At 41.5% G+C, this 13,149-nt stretch carries 11 protein-coding genes; 6 read left to right on the top strand and 5 right to left on the bottom strand.

Annotated elements, in window-relative coordinates:
- The first annotated feature begins 180 nt into the window (after positions 1–180).
- The 6 genes from BFP75_RS02235 to BFP75_RS02210 all read left to right on the top strand — a co-directional run bounded on the left by BFP75_RS02235 (position 181) and on the right by BFP75_RS02210 (position 9,098).
- Entirely contained in the window at positions 181–1,104 is a 924-nt protein-coding gene (locus BFP75_RS02235) for an anthranilate synthase component I family protein (protein WP_317044503.1), read from the top strand.
- Positions 1,105–1,140: 36 nt separating this feature from the next.
- A complete protein-coding gene (gene tilS / locus BFP75_RS02230) occupies positions 1,141–2,445 on the top strand; it encodes a tRNA lysidine(34) synthetase TilS (RefSeq protein WP_099543045.1) in 1,305 nt (434 codons plus the stop codon).
- Positions 2,442–4,427: a protein-disulfide reductase DsbD family protein gene (locus tag BFP75_RS02225; RefSeq protein ID WP_099543044.1), complete on the top strand. Its 1,986-nt coding sequence runs from the start codon at positions 2,442–2,444 to the stop codon at positions 4,425–4,427. Before tilS ends, BFP75_RS02225 begins: the two co-directional genes overlap by 4 nt.
- Before the next feature lie 69 nt (positions 4,428–4,496).
- On the top strand, positions 4,497–6,893 hold the full coding sequence (locus tag BFP75_RS02220; protein WP_099543043.1) for a penicillin acylase family protein: 2,397 nt from the start codon (positions 4,497–4,499) through the stop codon (positions 6,891–6,893).
- Entirely contained in the window at positions 6,894–8,429 is a 1,536-nt protein-coding gene (locus BFP75_RS02215; RefSeq protein WP_099543042.1) for a YifB family Mg chelatase-like AAA ATPase, read from the top strand.
- A 159-nt stretch (positions 8,430–8,588) separates the two neighbouring features.
- A complete protein-coding gene (locus tag BFP75_RS02210; RefSeq protein WP_123803297.1) occupies positions 8,589–9,098 on the top strand; it encodes a hypothetical protein in 510 nt (169 codons plus the stop codon).
- Between the two features lie 213 nt (positions 9,099–9,311).
- Here BFP75_RS02210 and BFP75_RS02205 read toward each other — a convergent pair whose 3' ends face one another.
- From BFP75_RS02205 to BFP75_RS02185, 5 genes are all read right to left on the bottom strand, one after another.
- Entirely contained in the window at positions 9,312–9,740 is a 429-nt protein-coding gene (locus tag BFP75_RS02205) for a DUF6526 family protein (RefSeq protein WP_099543040.1), read from the bottom strand.
- A 112-nt stretch (positions 9,741–9,852) separates the two neighbouring features.
- Positions 9,853–10,392, bottom strand: coding sequence for a hypothetical protein (locus tag BFP75_RS02200; RefSeq protein ID WP_123803295.1), 540 nt, complete (start codon positions 10,390–10,392; stop codon positions 9,853–9,855).
- A gap of 332 nt (positions 10,393–10,724) precedes the next feature.
- Positions 10,725–11,843: a pyridoxal phosphate-dependent aminotransferase gene (locus BFP75_RS02195; protein ID WP_099543038.1), complete on the bottom strand. Its 1,119-nt coding sequence runs from the start codon at positions 11,841–11,843 to the stop codon at positions 10,725–10,727.
- A 170-nt stretch (positions 11,844–12,013) separates the two neighbouring features.
- Positions 12,014–12,577 (bottom strand): hypothetical protein, encoded by a 564-nt coding sequence (locus BFP75_RS02190; RefSeq protein WP_099543037.1) that lies wholly within the window; start codon positions 12,575–12,577, stop codon positions 12,014–12,016.
- Between the two features lie 11 nt (positions 12,578–12,588).
- Positions 12,589–13,035 carry a hypothetical protein gene (locus BFP75_RS02185; protein ID WP_099543036.1) on the bottom strand — a complete coding sequence of 149 codons (447 nt, stop codon included), beginning with the start codon at positions 13,033–13,035 and terminating at the stop codon, positions 12,589–12,591.
- Between the last annotated feature and the right edge of the window lie 114 nt (positions 13,036–13,149).

The raw sequence follows: 13,149 nt of genomic DNA, 5'->3' as shown, positions 1-13,149 counted from the left end.
TGGGTACCGTAACGTTAAAGCCACGACTAGGTGAAGGAAGGTATGCGACTATTGATTCTTCTATCATATCTTTGTCAAGAATAAAGTACATAAAGGGTTGTTTTGGTTTGACTTATGTTTCACAACACAAATCTCTGCAACCCTGTCTTTCGATCCAAAAAAAGTTTAAACCACTTCTATATGAACTTCGTAGCCGAAGAAATCCAAAAGGATTTTGAAACTATTTTGGGCATCGATGTGGTTCATCCTGCACATCACGAAAAAAAGGAAAGACCATCCATAAGAATGCGCATCTTTAAGGACGAGTATTTTGAAAAATTGGACCGGATATTGGGGCATATCCATCATGGCGATATTTATGAGGTAAATTTTTGTCAGGAATTTTATTGCGAAAGGTTGGACTTGAATCCTTTGTCCATTTATGAAAGGTTGAATGAAATTTCAAAACCTCCCTTTGCGACCTTTATGAAAGTATGGGATAAATATGTGCTCTGTGCCAGTCCTGAGCGATTTTTAAAAAAAGTAGGAAACAAAATACTATCCCAACCGATAAAGGGAACGGCCGCCCGATCCCATAATCCCGATGAAGATGAAGCATTAAAAAGGAAATTGGGTATGGATGAAAAGGAGCGATCTGAAAATGTGATGATCGTGGATTTGGTTCGAAATGATCTTTCAAAGAATGCCTTAAAGGGCACCGTACAGGTCGAGGAATTGTGCAAAATATATTCTTTTCCGCAGGTCCATCAAATGATTTCAACCATTTCATGCGAAGTAGGTAACAATGAAAACCCGGTGGACATTATAAAAAGTTGTTTTCCCATGGGCAGCATGACCGGGGCTCCCAAAGTTTCCGCCATGAAAGTTATAGAAGAGGTTGAATCCTTCAAAAGGAGCGTTTACAGTGGGGCCGTTGGATATTTTACTCCTGACGGCGATTTTGATTTTAACGTGGTCATTAGAAGTATTCTTTACAATAGCACCAATAAATATCTTTCCTATGCTGTAGGAGGTGCCATCACGGCTAAATCGGATCCAGAAAAGGAATATTTGGAATGTCTTTTAAAAGCTAAGGCCATGCGACAGGTCCTGGAGGAACTTTAAATAGGGTCCAAATACATAATTGGTTACCTTTGTGCCATGCTCAAGGATTTTCAATCGCATATCTCCAAAAACTTTCCAGAACTGCTAAAAAATAAATTTTTATTGGCATGTAGTGGCGGGTTGGACAGTGTTTTACTGTCTTATCTATGCAAGCAAAACCATATGGATTTCATTTTGGCACATTGTAATTTTCGATTGAGGGGCACAGATAGTAATGGCGATGAGGATTTTGTGAAAGAATTGGGGCATCGGTTGGGTAAACCTGTTTATGTGACCCATTTTGATACGATGGGCTATGTGAACAACCACAACGTTTCCGTACAAATGGCCGCCAGGGACTTGCGATATCGTTGGTTTAAGGGATTGATGGAGGAGCACGGAATAGATTTTTTGGTTACTGCCCATCACGCAGATGACAACCTGGAAACCTTTTTGATCAATCTGTCACGGGGCACCGGGATAGAAGGTCTGACGGGCATTCCGGAAGCTTCGAACCAAATACGACGTCCTTTACTGAAGTATACACGACAACGTATTTTGGAGTATGCAAAGGAATGTAACTTGGAATGGAGGGAAGATGAAAGTAATTCCGATTCCAAATACCTTCGAAACAAAATCCGATTGGAAATTGTTCCCAAGCTCAAGGAACTGCATCCCACCTTTATGGATAATTTTGAAAGGACATTGGATTACCTCAAGGAGACCCGGGAAATTTCAAAAAACGAACTAAAAAGGGTAAAGCGGGAACTTTTTAAGACGGACGGTCAACATTGGAAAATTTCGATATCGGAATTAAAAAAGCTACAACCCATTGAAGGGTACTTGCATGGTTTATTTCAGGAGTACGGTTTTACACAATGGAACGACATCCTGCTTTTGCTGGATGCCTTAAGCGGAAAAACTATTTATGCTGAAAATTACGTGCTGCTCAAAAACCGAAATCATCTTATTTTGGGCAAAAATGAAGGGGAGGAGCCGGGGGAATTTGAGATACAGGAAGGTATAACCCAGATTCAGCAGCCTATAGGTTTGGAATTAAAGCAGGTATCCGAAAAAAAGGATAACCATGGGAATATAATTTATGTTGATAAAAATGCGTTAAAGTTTCCGTTGACCGTAAGGAAATGGAAGGAAGGCGACTATTTCTATCCTTTGGGAATGCAAGGAAAAAAGAAACTTTCCAAGTATTTTAAGGACGAAAAATTGGACCTTTTTGCCAAAAAGGAACAATGGTTACTTTGCTCACACGACGAAATCGTTTGGGTAATAGGAAGGCGCGCGGATGACCGATTTAAAGTGAAGGATACAACAAAGCAGATATTAAGCATAGCAATACAATGAGAAATATACTAGTAGCATTTATTATTCTGTTCCTGCCATTTATGGGCTTTTCACAGAGTGATGAAAACCCGGTGGTTTGGACCCACGAGGTCAATAAAATTTCTGATACGGAGTACGAATTGATTATAAAAGGCGATATTCACGAAGGGTGGCATGTGTATTCCCAGTTCACCGATGAAGGAGGTGCATTGCCCAGTGAGTTTAAATTTTACGAAGTAGGGAAGGAATATGAACTAGTAGGTGGGGTAGAGGAAAGTCCTACGGTAAAAGAGTTTAGTGACATATTTGAGGTTGAGGAAACTTTTTTTAAGGAGGAGGCCATCTTTACCCAACGCATAAAACTTTTAAATCCGGATGTAAATCAAATCAAGGTTAATCTATTTTATCAAGTTTGTAAGGAAGTCTGTATCCCTGCGGATATTGATTTTACATTCTCCTTGGATGGTTCCGAGGCCGTTGTGAATACCGTTACGTTGGATGAAAAAAGCAAATTATTGTCATCCAACTTAAAATTGGATTTAAAGAACAAGGCCCTCTTGAGTCAGGGTCAGGAGAATATTGGATCGGGTTCCAATTTATGGGTGATTTTCGGTCTGGGATTTCTAGGTGGTCTTATTGCCTTATTGACGCCATGTGTATTCCCCATGATTCCTTTAACGGTTTCCTTTTTCACCAAACATTCGGAGAAAAAGTCCAAAGGAATAGCCAATGCCTTGCTCTATGGCTTTTTCATTGTCCTGATCTATTTTCTTTTGAGTCTGCCCTTTCATTTGTTTGATTCGGTCGATTCACAGATACTCAATACTATTGCCACAAACGTATGGCTAAACTTGGCCTTTTTCGCCATTTTCATATTCTTTGCGTTTTCCTTTTTCGGCTATTATGAGTTGACCTTGCCAAGTTCCTGGGCCAATAAAATGGATGCCGCATCCTCCAAGATAGGTGGCGCCTTGGGCATCTTCTTTATGGCAGTAACGTTGGCAATCGTATCCTTTTCCTGTACGGGACCCATTTTAGGGGGATTGCTGGGAGGTACCACCTTGGCAGAAGGCGATGTGGCCACCAATCTATCCGCCGGGATGACCGGTTTTGGGGTGGCTTTGGCATTTCCGTTTGCTTTATTTGCGTTGTTTCCAGCTTGGTTGAATTCACTTCCAAAATCCGGAGGATGGATGACCACGGTTAAAGTGGTTTTAGGCTTTCTGGAGATTGCACTGGCGTTAAAATTCCTTTCCAATGCCGATTTGGTGGGTCATTGGGGAATCCTAAAAAGAGAGGTTTTTATTGGAATTTGGATTCTAATAGGAATATTGACAACCTTATACCTCTTTGGAATTTTCAGGTTCCCTCATGATGGACCCAAAGGAAAATTATCAAAGGGCAGGATTGCCGTAGGGGTTGTAAGTGCCCTTTTTAGTTTATATCTGATATTGGGACTTAGCGGGGTTTCCAATCTTAAACTATTGAGCGGTTTTCCGCCACCGGAATTTTACAGTGTTTTTGAACAGGAATCAGATTGTCCTTTGGGCATCGACTGCTTTAAGGACTTTGAAACGGGATTGGCCTATGCCAAGGAACAAGAAAAACCTATTTTGTTGGACTTTACGGGATGGGCCTGTGTTAACTGCAGGAAAATGGAGGAGAACGTGTGGAGCGAGCCGGATGTATATCAAATCCTAAAGAATGACTACGTGCTTATTTCCCTATATGTGGATGACCGAAAGGAGCTACCGGAAGCCGAACAGTTTAATTTTCAATACGATTCCGGGCGGATAAAACGCATTCGGAACATTGCCCAAAAATGGGGAACTTTCCAGGACGTGAATTTTAATGCAGTTTCCCAGCCTTTTTATGTGTTGTTGTCTCCCGACTTGGAAGTATTGAATACGTCCATTCAAAATACGGATGCCGATACGTATAAAAATTGGTTATTGGAAGGGCTTAGGACTTTTGAAAAAAGGGAACTTTCCATCATTCCTTAATAAATTCAAAAACCTCTTTCAGGCTTCAAAAATTTAACCCTAAATTACGGGTGTATTTTTTGAACATTCATGAAACTAGCAAAGAAAATAGGGTACATTATTTTGGCCCTAATTGTCCTTATTGTCATATCAGGATACGTATTCGTAGAATTGCACAAGCCTGATTATGCTGGCGAAAAAAAACTCCCGAACCTTCAAAACGAGGTCCAAGTGTATTTTGACGAATATGGGATTCCCCATATTTACGGTCAATCGGAAGAAGATGCCTTTAGGGCACTGGGATATGTGCATGCCCAGGACCGACTTTGGCAAATGGAACTGCTACGGAGAATTGGAAGCGGTGGCTTGTCCGAGGTTTTTGGCAAGGATTTAATCGGTACGGATAAATTCTTTCTTTCCTTGGGAATTGATGAAGCCTCCATGGAAGCCGTCTCCAAATTAGATAGGAATAACGAGGGCGTTTCCATTATCAATGCCTATTTGGACGGACTCAATCAGTTTGTGGAAGAAGGGCCAACCCCGGTAGAGTTTTACCTTACCGGTATTGAGAAGACCAAGTTTACCATTACCGATGTTTACAATACCATGGGCTATATGGCCTTTAGTTTCGCCATGGGACATAAGACCGACCCGTTATTGAGCAATATCAAGGATAAATTAGGCCCCGAGTATTTAAAGGATTTGGCTATTATTTCCGATGCTAGCACTGTATGGATAAGGAACTACAAAGAATCTACTAAAGATTCCATAGGAAATTCCGTGACCGCCATGGTGACCGATGCCTTGGGTAAATTAAAACTTCCGCTTTTTGAAGGAAGTAACAGTTGGGTTTTAGCCCCTCCAAAAACAAAAAATGGGAAGGTCATCTTTGCCAACGATCCCCATATTGGCTTTGCACAACCTTCGGTTTGGTATGAGGCCCATATAGAAACACCCAAGTATTCAAAATACGGTTATCACATTGCGGGCATTCCATTTCCAGTACTGGGTCATAATAGGGATATTGCCTATGGAATGACCATGTTCGAGAACGACGATGTTGATTTTTACTATGAAGAAAACAATCCCGATAACGCCAATCAGTACAGGTACAATGGTGCTTGGGCAAATTATGAAACAGAAACGAAATCAATTAAGGTCAAGGATTCCGTGGATGTCGAATTCACTTTCAAAAAATCCGTCCATGGCCCAATTTTGAACGGTATAGCCAATCAAATCCAAGGAGAACGCCCCATATCCATATATTGGGTGTATACACAGGAAGAAAATACGGTGGTCGATGCTTTTTACGAAATAAGCCATGCCACAAATCTTTCCGAGTTTACATCGGCCTTGCCAAAAATCCATGCGCCCGGACTTAATATCATGTATGGCGATGCAGAAGGTAATATTGGATGGTTCGCCACGGCCAAACTGTGGCAGGTTCCGGATAGTATCAATACCAAATTGGTCTATGAACCCGATAATAGGCCCAAAGAGAATCGGGGATTTCTAAAATTCGAGAAGAATCCGCAGGCCGTGAATCCGCCATGGAATTATGTCTATTCCGCCAACAACCAGCCGGATTCCATAGCAGGAATGCTATATCCGGGGTATTATTTGCCAGAAAACAGGGCCAAAAGAATCGTTCAATTGTTGGACCCCAAAAACGATTGGGATAAGAAGGACATTTCCAATATGATTTTGGATGTGAACTCTCCGGTACATTTGGAAATTGCCCAAAACTTGATGCATGCAATAAACGTCAAGGAGGTATCTGACAAGGAAACCAAGGTTCTGGATGCGCTTAAAGCTTGGGAAGGTACCTACTCATTGGAAAATGTAGGTGGTGCTATTTATACACGTTGGGTTTATTATGTTTTGGTCAATACGTTTAGGGATGAGTTGGGAGAAGAAATGTTCAAGCAATTAATGGATACCCATATCTTGAAACGAACCATTGCGCCCATGATTGCCAATGAAAATTCTATTTGGTGGGATGATATCAATACCTCAGATGCGAAGGAGAACAGGGAAACAATATTTAGGAATTCCTTTACAGACGCCATAGGTTCTTTGGAAAAGGATTTTGGTGCGGATATACAGGAGTGGACTTGGAATAAAGTGCATACGTTGGAACATGGACATCCTATAGGTCAGGTAGATGCATTACGGTCATTTTTCAATGTGGGACCCTTTCCCATAGAGGGTACACGTGAGGTCATCAATAATTTGGCCTTTCCTTATGATAGCACGGGAATGTATAAAGTTAGTTCAGGCCCATCCATGCGTAGGATCGTAGATTTTTCTGATGTAGAGAACAGCATCAGTATTCTGCCCACAGGTCAGTCCGGCAATCCGTTTAGCGAACACTATAAAGATCAGGCGGATATGTATGTAAAGGGGGAATTTAGAAAGATGATGATGAATAAGGAGGAGATAGAAAAATCTTCTAAAATGCTTACATTTAGCCCAAACGAAAACTAAATGCTAACCAAAGTTTATGGCAGTGCCGTTTTTGGCGTTGAGGCCACTACCATTACCGTTGAGGTAAATATTGACAAAGGAATTGGCTACCATTTGGTGGGATTGCCGGACAATGCCATAAAGGAAAGTAACTACAGGATTGCTGCCGCTCTCCAAAATAACGGCTACAAAATTCCGGGAAAAAAGATAACCATCAATATGGCCCCGGCCGATTTGCGTAAGGAAGGCTCTGCTTATGACCTTACTTTGGCACTGGGAATTTTAGCCGCATCGGGTCAAATACAGTCCGAAGCCATTGAGAAATACATCATCATGGGCGAACTTTCCTTGGACGGCAGTCTACAGCCCATAAAAGGGGCCTTGCCCATTGCCATAAAGGCCCAGGAAGAGGGTTTCGAGGGATTTATCCTTCCTGCCGAAAATGCCAAGGAGGCTGCCATTGTGGGGAACTTGAAAGTCTTTGGTGTTGAGAACATCAAACAGGTCATCGATTTTTTTGATCAGGGCACGCCTTTGGAGCAGACCATCATCGATACGCGGGAGGAGTTTTACAAGAGTCTGGATTTTCCGGAATTCGATTTCTCCGATGTCAAGGGTCAGGAAAGCATCAAACGTTGTATGGAGATTGCCGCTGCGGGCGGACATAACATCATTTTAATTGGACCTCCAGGTGCGGGAAAGACCATGTTAGCTAAAAGGTTGCCTTCCATTTTACCACCTATGACTTTGCACGAGGCTTTGGAAACAACCAAAATCCATAGTGTCGTAGGCAAGATTAAGAATATGGGGCTCATGAGTCAACGACCTTTCAGGAGCCCACACCATACGATTTCAGACGTGGCTTTGGTGGGTGGCGGGGCCTATCCACAGCCGGGAGAGATATCCCTTTCACACAATGGGGTCCTGTTTTTGGATGAACTGCCAGAATTTAAACGCGGCGTTCTGGAGGTGATGCGGCAACCCTTGGAGGATCGGGAAGTGACTATTTCACGTGCCAGGTTTACGGTAACTTATCCAAGTAGTTTTATGTTGGTGGCGAGTATGAACCCAAGCCCAGGCGGATATTTCAATGATCCTGATGCTCCCGTGACTTCCTCACCCGCGGAAATGCAACGCTATTTGAGCAAGATTTCCGGACCACTTTTAGACCGAATCGATATACATATCGAAGTGACGCCCGTTCCCTTTGAAAAACTCTCCGAGGACCGCAAAGGGGAGAGCAGTGTGGAAATACGCAAACGGGTCACCAAGGCTAGGGAACTGCAGACAAAACGTTTTGAGGAACTGGAAAACGTGCATTACAATGCCCAGATGAACACGAAGCAAATTCGCGAATTCTGCAAATTGGACGAGGCTTCAAAGTCACTTTTGAAAAACGCCATGGAGCGACTCAATCTTTCCGCCAGAGCCTATGATCGCATCTTAAAAGTGGCCCGTACCATAGCCGACTTGGATAATGCTCCTGATATCAATGGTAATCACATCTCGGAAGCCATTCAATACCGTAGTTTGGACCGAGAAGGCTGGCTGGGGTAATCCTTAGTTTCAAGTTTCAAGTTTCTGGTTTCAAGTGTAGCGTGCAGAATTTAAAGTGCAGAGTTTGGAGTGGAATGGTTCTTTTGTCATCCTATGTTTACACGAGGAATAAATTCTAGTGAATTGCTTAAATTTAAAATCTTTAATGTTTATCATATTATGAATTTACCTTCAATTGAAATAGATCCATTAGTAATTATCAGTTCAATTACTGGCTTTATTCTCTTCATAATTGGTTTTATAAAGTTCATTCACTATTTAAAAGATAGAAAGACTAAGAAGAATGAAAAAGAAAACGAAAGGTTGGGGGATATTAAAATAGAGAGCATTTCTTTCAATGAAGTATTTGAAGAATATGAAAATGCAACAGAGATTAAGAAAAAGGGATTTGTTAGCTCTTACCAAAATGTGAAGGTAAAGTGGCATTTTACTTTTGGTTCCGTACAAAGTATGAACAAGAAGAAAATTGGTCAAATTTTTGGTTATCTCGATTCAAAATCTCTAATGCCTGACCTAATAATAAATGTGGATTTCAATAAATTTCCAATTTTACAAAGCGCAAAGACCAAAGACAAGTTTATTGTTACTGGGTTTATTAAAGATGTTGTCCAGGGTGAAATTCATATTAAGGCTCACGAGATCGAAAGAGATCCGTTTTTTGTTTTTTAAGTATAAATTGTTGTTATAAATGGAAGGACTGGAAAGAGAAGAGTTAAAGAATCAGATATTAGAATCTGCGCTCTTCGAAGTTTGCAACTTCGAAGGAACCTCTAATAAATCACTCTCAGCTAGCGCGAGCATCTTTCTGCCCGTGTCGTCAACAGTAAGTGGCATACGCCATTCCAAATAACAGCTTCGTTTCTATTTGATGATATGCACAGTTTAAACCCTGTAATTATCTGCCCTCCAATTTTTTATGAGCTTTTTAATTTCTTTGTTTGTCAGGTTTTCCTTTAAAGCTTTTTCTACTAAGGGTAAGAACTCGGCATCGCTCGCAAAACGGAGTGCTATAATTTGGGATACTCTTAATTCTTGAGGGAATAATTTGCCTGTCAGTACATAGTACCTCAAATTTTCTTCGGCTTTTATGGCCCTATCCTGTGCTTTTAAGGGAAAACTGCGTACATACCATGCCATAATTAAAAATATAACAGCGATAAGCACTACTAAAGAGGCTACATAGAGGTTATCACTACTGGTGCGAATAAGGTTGATTATGGCCCCGATCAATAAAGCTAGTATTGCAAGAAATAAGAGTCCATGGAACCCTTTTACAAGTTTACCATGATTTTTAAAATTCTGTTCTTTCATTTTTTAGTTTGATTTAAGGATGTTCAAATTTAGTAACCAAGCTTGTGCGTTTTTGTAACTTGTGTCGGTTCTTCAAACGAGCATTGAATTGCTATTAGTACCATTTGGGGCATTATTCCAATAATGCCCACTCTTCTTCGGTTGCCCTGGATTTTTGGTATTCCATGACCATGAGCCAACCAGTACCCTTTTTAACGAGTAGGGCTTCAAAGTGCACGAATTGTTTTGGAGCTGTTTTGCCACTACCATCATTGGATTGGAAACTAAAAATTCCTGTTTCATGCGCTGTGTTTTCGTTACCAACGCGCTGTGAAAAACGGAATTCCACCGTATTTTTTGTTTTTCCCGCTTTGGTGTCAATGAAATCTTGCATCCAATTTGAAAGCGCTTTAGTAATAGATATAGATGATTTGTTTTCGCGAGTAGTAAATACAACAACCGCATCTTCATGATACGTGGCTTTATAACCTTCAAAGTCACCCTCCTTAACGGTTCTTGAAACCTCGGTCCAAAAGGTATCCAGTTCAGCTAGCCTTAGGGAATCGTTGGAAATTTTCATCATACCCACTAAAGTATGGGCAGTGGTATTTGCATAGGTGATGGCGACACTTAGCATGAGCACAAGGCTAAGAAATGGTTTATTTTTTTTCATCTGTTTATTATTATTGTTTTTTATAAGTCAGACCTGCCCAAATGTATCGTTCAGGCGGGTGTAATTATTCACATCATTTCAATTTGTATACTATGTGTGTTCATGAATCTTCGATTTCGCCAATAAACATTTACTCACGAAGCTAGTTTATTTTGAAAAGTGGTGTTCGTGAACCCTTGGTTTCGGCGGGTATCAGACTTGTTATGGCTCCTTTCATATATGGTTTAATCTTAGTACTTATTTCCAGTTACCCTCGCTCCCGCCAGTTCACAACTGAGGGCCACCGTCAGTTCCTTAAAGACGGAAACATCAAACTCAAGAAACATTAAAACCTATCCCATCACCCTCTTTAACCCTTTATCAAAAGCCTTCATATCCTCCATAGTTCCAGTACTGATACGGGCCCATTCATAAAAAGGTGGGAAGGGTCTGCCAATCAAGACATTTTCCTTTTCCATCGCCATCATCATGTCTCGAATAGGTCTTCCGGTTTTAAAGAAAACAAAATTGGTGTGTGATTTTACATAGGGCAATTCTAAATCACCTAAGGTGTTGTAAATGGCCTGCTTGGCCTCCATATTTTTCGCCACGCTGAACTTGTAGAATTCATCGTCATTCAAAGCTTCTTTGGCGGCTTCAATGGCCAGCACATTGGTCATGGCCATTACACTTTTTTGTAATCGCTTTGCAATATCCGGGCGGGCTACCAAGTAGCCTATCCGCATCCCCGCCAATCCGTACACCTTGGAAAAGGTCTTGGAAACGATAACGTTCTTGCCTTCCTTCACCAGTTCCACCATGGAAGGGTAATCCGGTTCCGTGATAAAATCATAATAGGCCTCATCGCTAAAGACCATGGCCGTTTCACTGGTGCGTTCACAAAAGGATTTCAGGTCGTTTTTGTCCAAAAGGGTTCCGGTAGGATTGTTGGGGTTACAGATAAAGATGAGTCGGGTTTTGCCGTTGACCCGGTTTTCCATTTCCTTTAAATCATGCTGCATGTTTTCGTCTACGGGAACCCGGTGTACATAGGCGCCAAAGTTTTCTGCATAGGTCATCATGGACTGGAAGGTAGGATCTGCCGCAATGAGTTCCCCTCCATTTAATCCGTAAGTAAGACCCACGGCCTTAAGTCCTTCCGTGGAACCACCGGTTACCACGATATGGTCCGTGGAAACACCTTCGGTCTCCGCAATTTTTTCCAATAGTGGCCTAAAAACCATTGAGGGATACCGACAAGCGTTATCAAAAGCAGCGGTTATGGCCGCCCTTACTTTTGGGGAAGGGCCAAAGGGGTTTTCGTTGCTGTTCAGCTTGGCAACATCCAACAAAGCATTGCTAGGTTTGCTTGCAGGGTTTGTGAATGCCAGGGCGTTGGCACCGCCCAACATGGTGAGTCCTCCGCCAAGGGCAAAGGTCTTTAACCAATTTCTTCGGTCTATGTGATTCATACCTTTTGGATTTTTCCTAAAAGGTACAAAAAGATGGGGTTACTCGGGAATCGGGATTAAAAAACTGCGATGATTGCCCTCATGTAAAATTTTTTAGTCTTCAATGTGTAAATGCTCTACGGCATTCTATGGGGCATCGGGCAAAAAAGAAAGAAGGAATGATGTTTGGGCTATAGCTGAAATTCCTCGTTGTTGTTGTCCTTTTTCTCCTTCTTTTCGGAATTGAAAATATCTTTGAGAATATATGCGGTAACAATGGTGAGTCCGGTAGTAAGGGTGGGGATGGCGAATTCCCATTTCAAAAGTTGCATGAGTCCACCAGCAATGATGGTCAAAACACCCACTACCATGGCAAAATTCCATGCGATTTCCACTAGGGTATTGGTCGATTTTCGGTCTTGATCCATAAAATAGGCCGTTCCTTCCATGGCGAACCATAGAATAAAACAGAGTGCCGTGCCTATCTGAAAGATGACCGTGTTTGGAAAATCCAGAATACGGAGCAGCCCGTTGGTAGTCCAAAAAAGGACAAGTACCATTTTGATATAATCTACCGATTTTTTTGTATCCTTTTTGGAAAACCGAATAGCGTAGAGTATTAAAATGGCAAAAAAGGAGACAAAAATAATACCTCCGGCGTAGGGCCAATTGACGATACGCGATAGCATTCCAACGATCAAACAGGCCAAGGCCACTCTAAGCGGAGTTTTTAAGGTTTTGTTGGGTGTGCTCATAACGAAGTTTTTTAGTTGATTACTTTTATGTTTGCCTTTAGTCCTTCCATGATTCCAATAATGTTCTTGATGGTTTCGTTCAAATAGTAACGTACCAGGATATGGGGTATGCGTATGGTGGTAAAGCCATTTTTAAAGGAATGCATGGCCTCTTCCAAATTATTGATGGCCTGTTCCTCCGTCATCTTATCATAGCCACAGTCTATTTCAATGTTCAGTTTTACACGGGAGATGGCAATGTCGACCGATTTCTTTCCATCCCACCATTCAAGCATTCCCTGTACACCTGCCTCTTTGAGGCCATAGTATAATTGAATGGCTTCCAAGGGCGTATTGTTCCGTTGGATCAATACCTTTATCAGTTCCTGATGATGGGAGCAAAGCTCCACGCCCACGCTTTCTATGGCACTCTTGTGATCAAGATATCCAAGCTCTTTGTTACATTCTAAGCAAGTCATTAAGTAGGTTAAGTTAATTTAGGTTTGGGGTAATAATAACAATGAATTTTTAGGTTTAGTATTAACAATCGACGTACGACATCCGGATTTTAGATGAATGACATATTTTTAGAT

It is taken from the genome of Maribacter sp. 4G9 (genome assembly GCF_002742265.1).
Lineage (GTDB): Bacteria > Bacteroidota > Bacteroidia > Flavobacteriales > Flavobacteriaceae > Maribacter.
Note: the sequence above shows the minus strand (reverse complement) of the source record. Positions and strands in the feature narration are given on the sequence as shown.

Excerpts from the sequence above, each read along its gene's own strand:
- BFP75_RS02225 (WP_099543044.1), top strand. The coding sequence starts at position 2,442 with ATGAGAAATATACTAGTAGCATTTATTATTCTGTTCCTGCCATTTATG.
- BFP75_RS02205 (WP_099543040.1), bottom strand. The coding sequence starts at position 9,740 with ATGAAAGAACAGAATTTTAAAAATCATGGTAAACTTGTAAAAGGGTTC.
- BFP75_RS02235 (WP_317044503.1), top strand. The coding sequence starts at position 181 with ATGAACTTCGTAGCCGAAGAAATCCAAAAGGATTTTGAAACTATTTTG.
- BFP75_RS02220 (WP_099543043.1), top strand. The coding sequence starts at position 4,497 with ATGAAACTAGCAAAGAAAATAGGGTACATTATTTTGGCCCTAATTGTC.
- BFP75_RS02185 (WP_099543036.1), bottom strand. The coding sequence starts at position 13,035 with ATGACTTGCTTAGAATGTAACAAAGAGCTTGGATATCTTGATCACAAG.
- BFP75_RS02210 (WP_123803297.1), top strand. The coding sequence starts at position 8,589 with ATGAATTTACCTTCAATTGAAATAGATCCATTAGTAATTATCAGTTCA.
- BFP75_RS02190 (WP_099543037.1), bottom strand. The coding sequence starts at position 12,577 with ATGAGCACACCCAACAAAACCTTAAAAACTCCGCTTAGAGTGGCCTTG.
- tilS (WP_099543045.1), top strand. The coding sequence starts at position 1,141 with ATGCTCAAGGATTTTCAATCGCATATCTCCAAAAACTTTCCAGAACTG.
- BFP75_RS02200 (WP_123803295.1), bottom strand. The coding sequence starts at position 10,392 with ATGAAAAAAAATAAACCATTTCTTAGCCTTGTGCTCATGCTAAGTGTC.
- BFP75_RS02215 (WP_099543042.1), top strand. The coding sequence starts at position 6,894 with ATGCTAACCAAAGTTTATGGCAGTGCCGTTTTTGGCGTTGAGGCCACT.
- BFP75_RS02195 (WP_099543038.1), bottom strand. The coding sequence starts at position 11,843 with ATGAATCACATAGACCGAAGAAATTGGTTAAAGACCTTTGCCCTTGGC.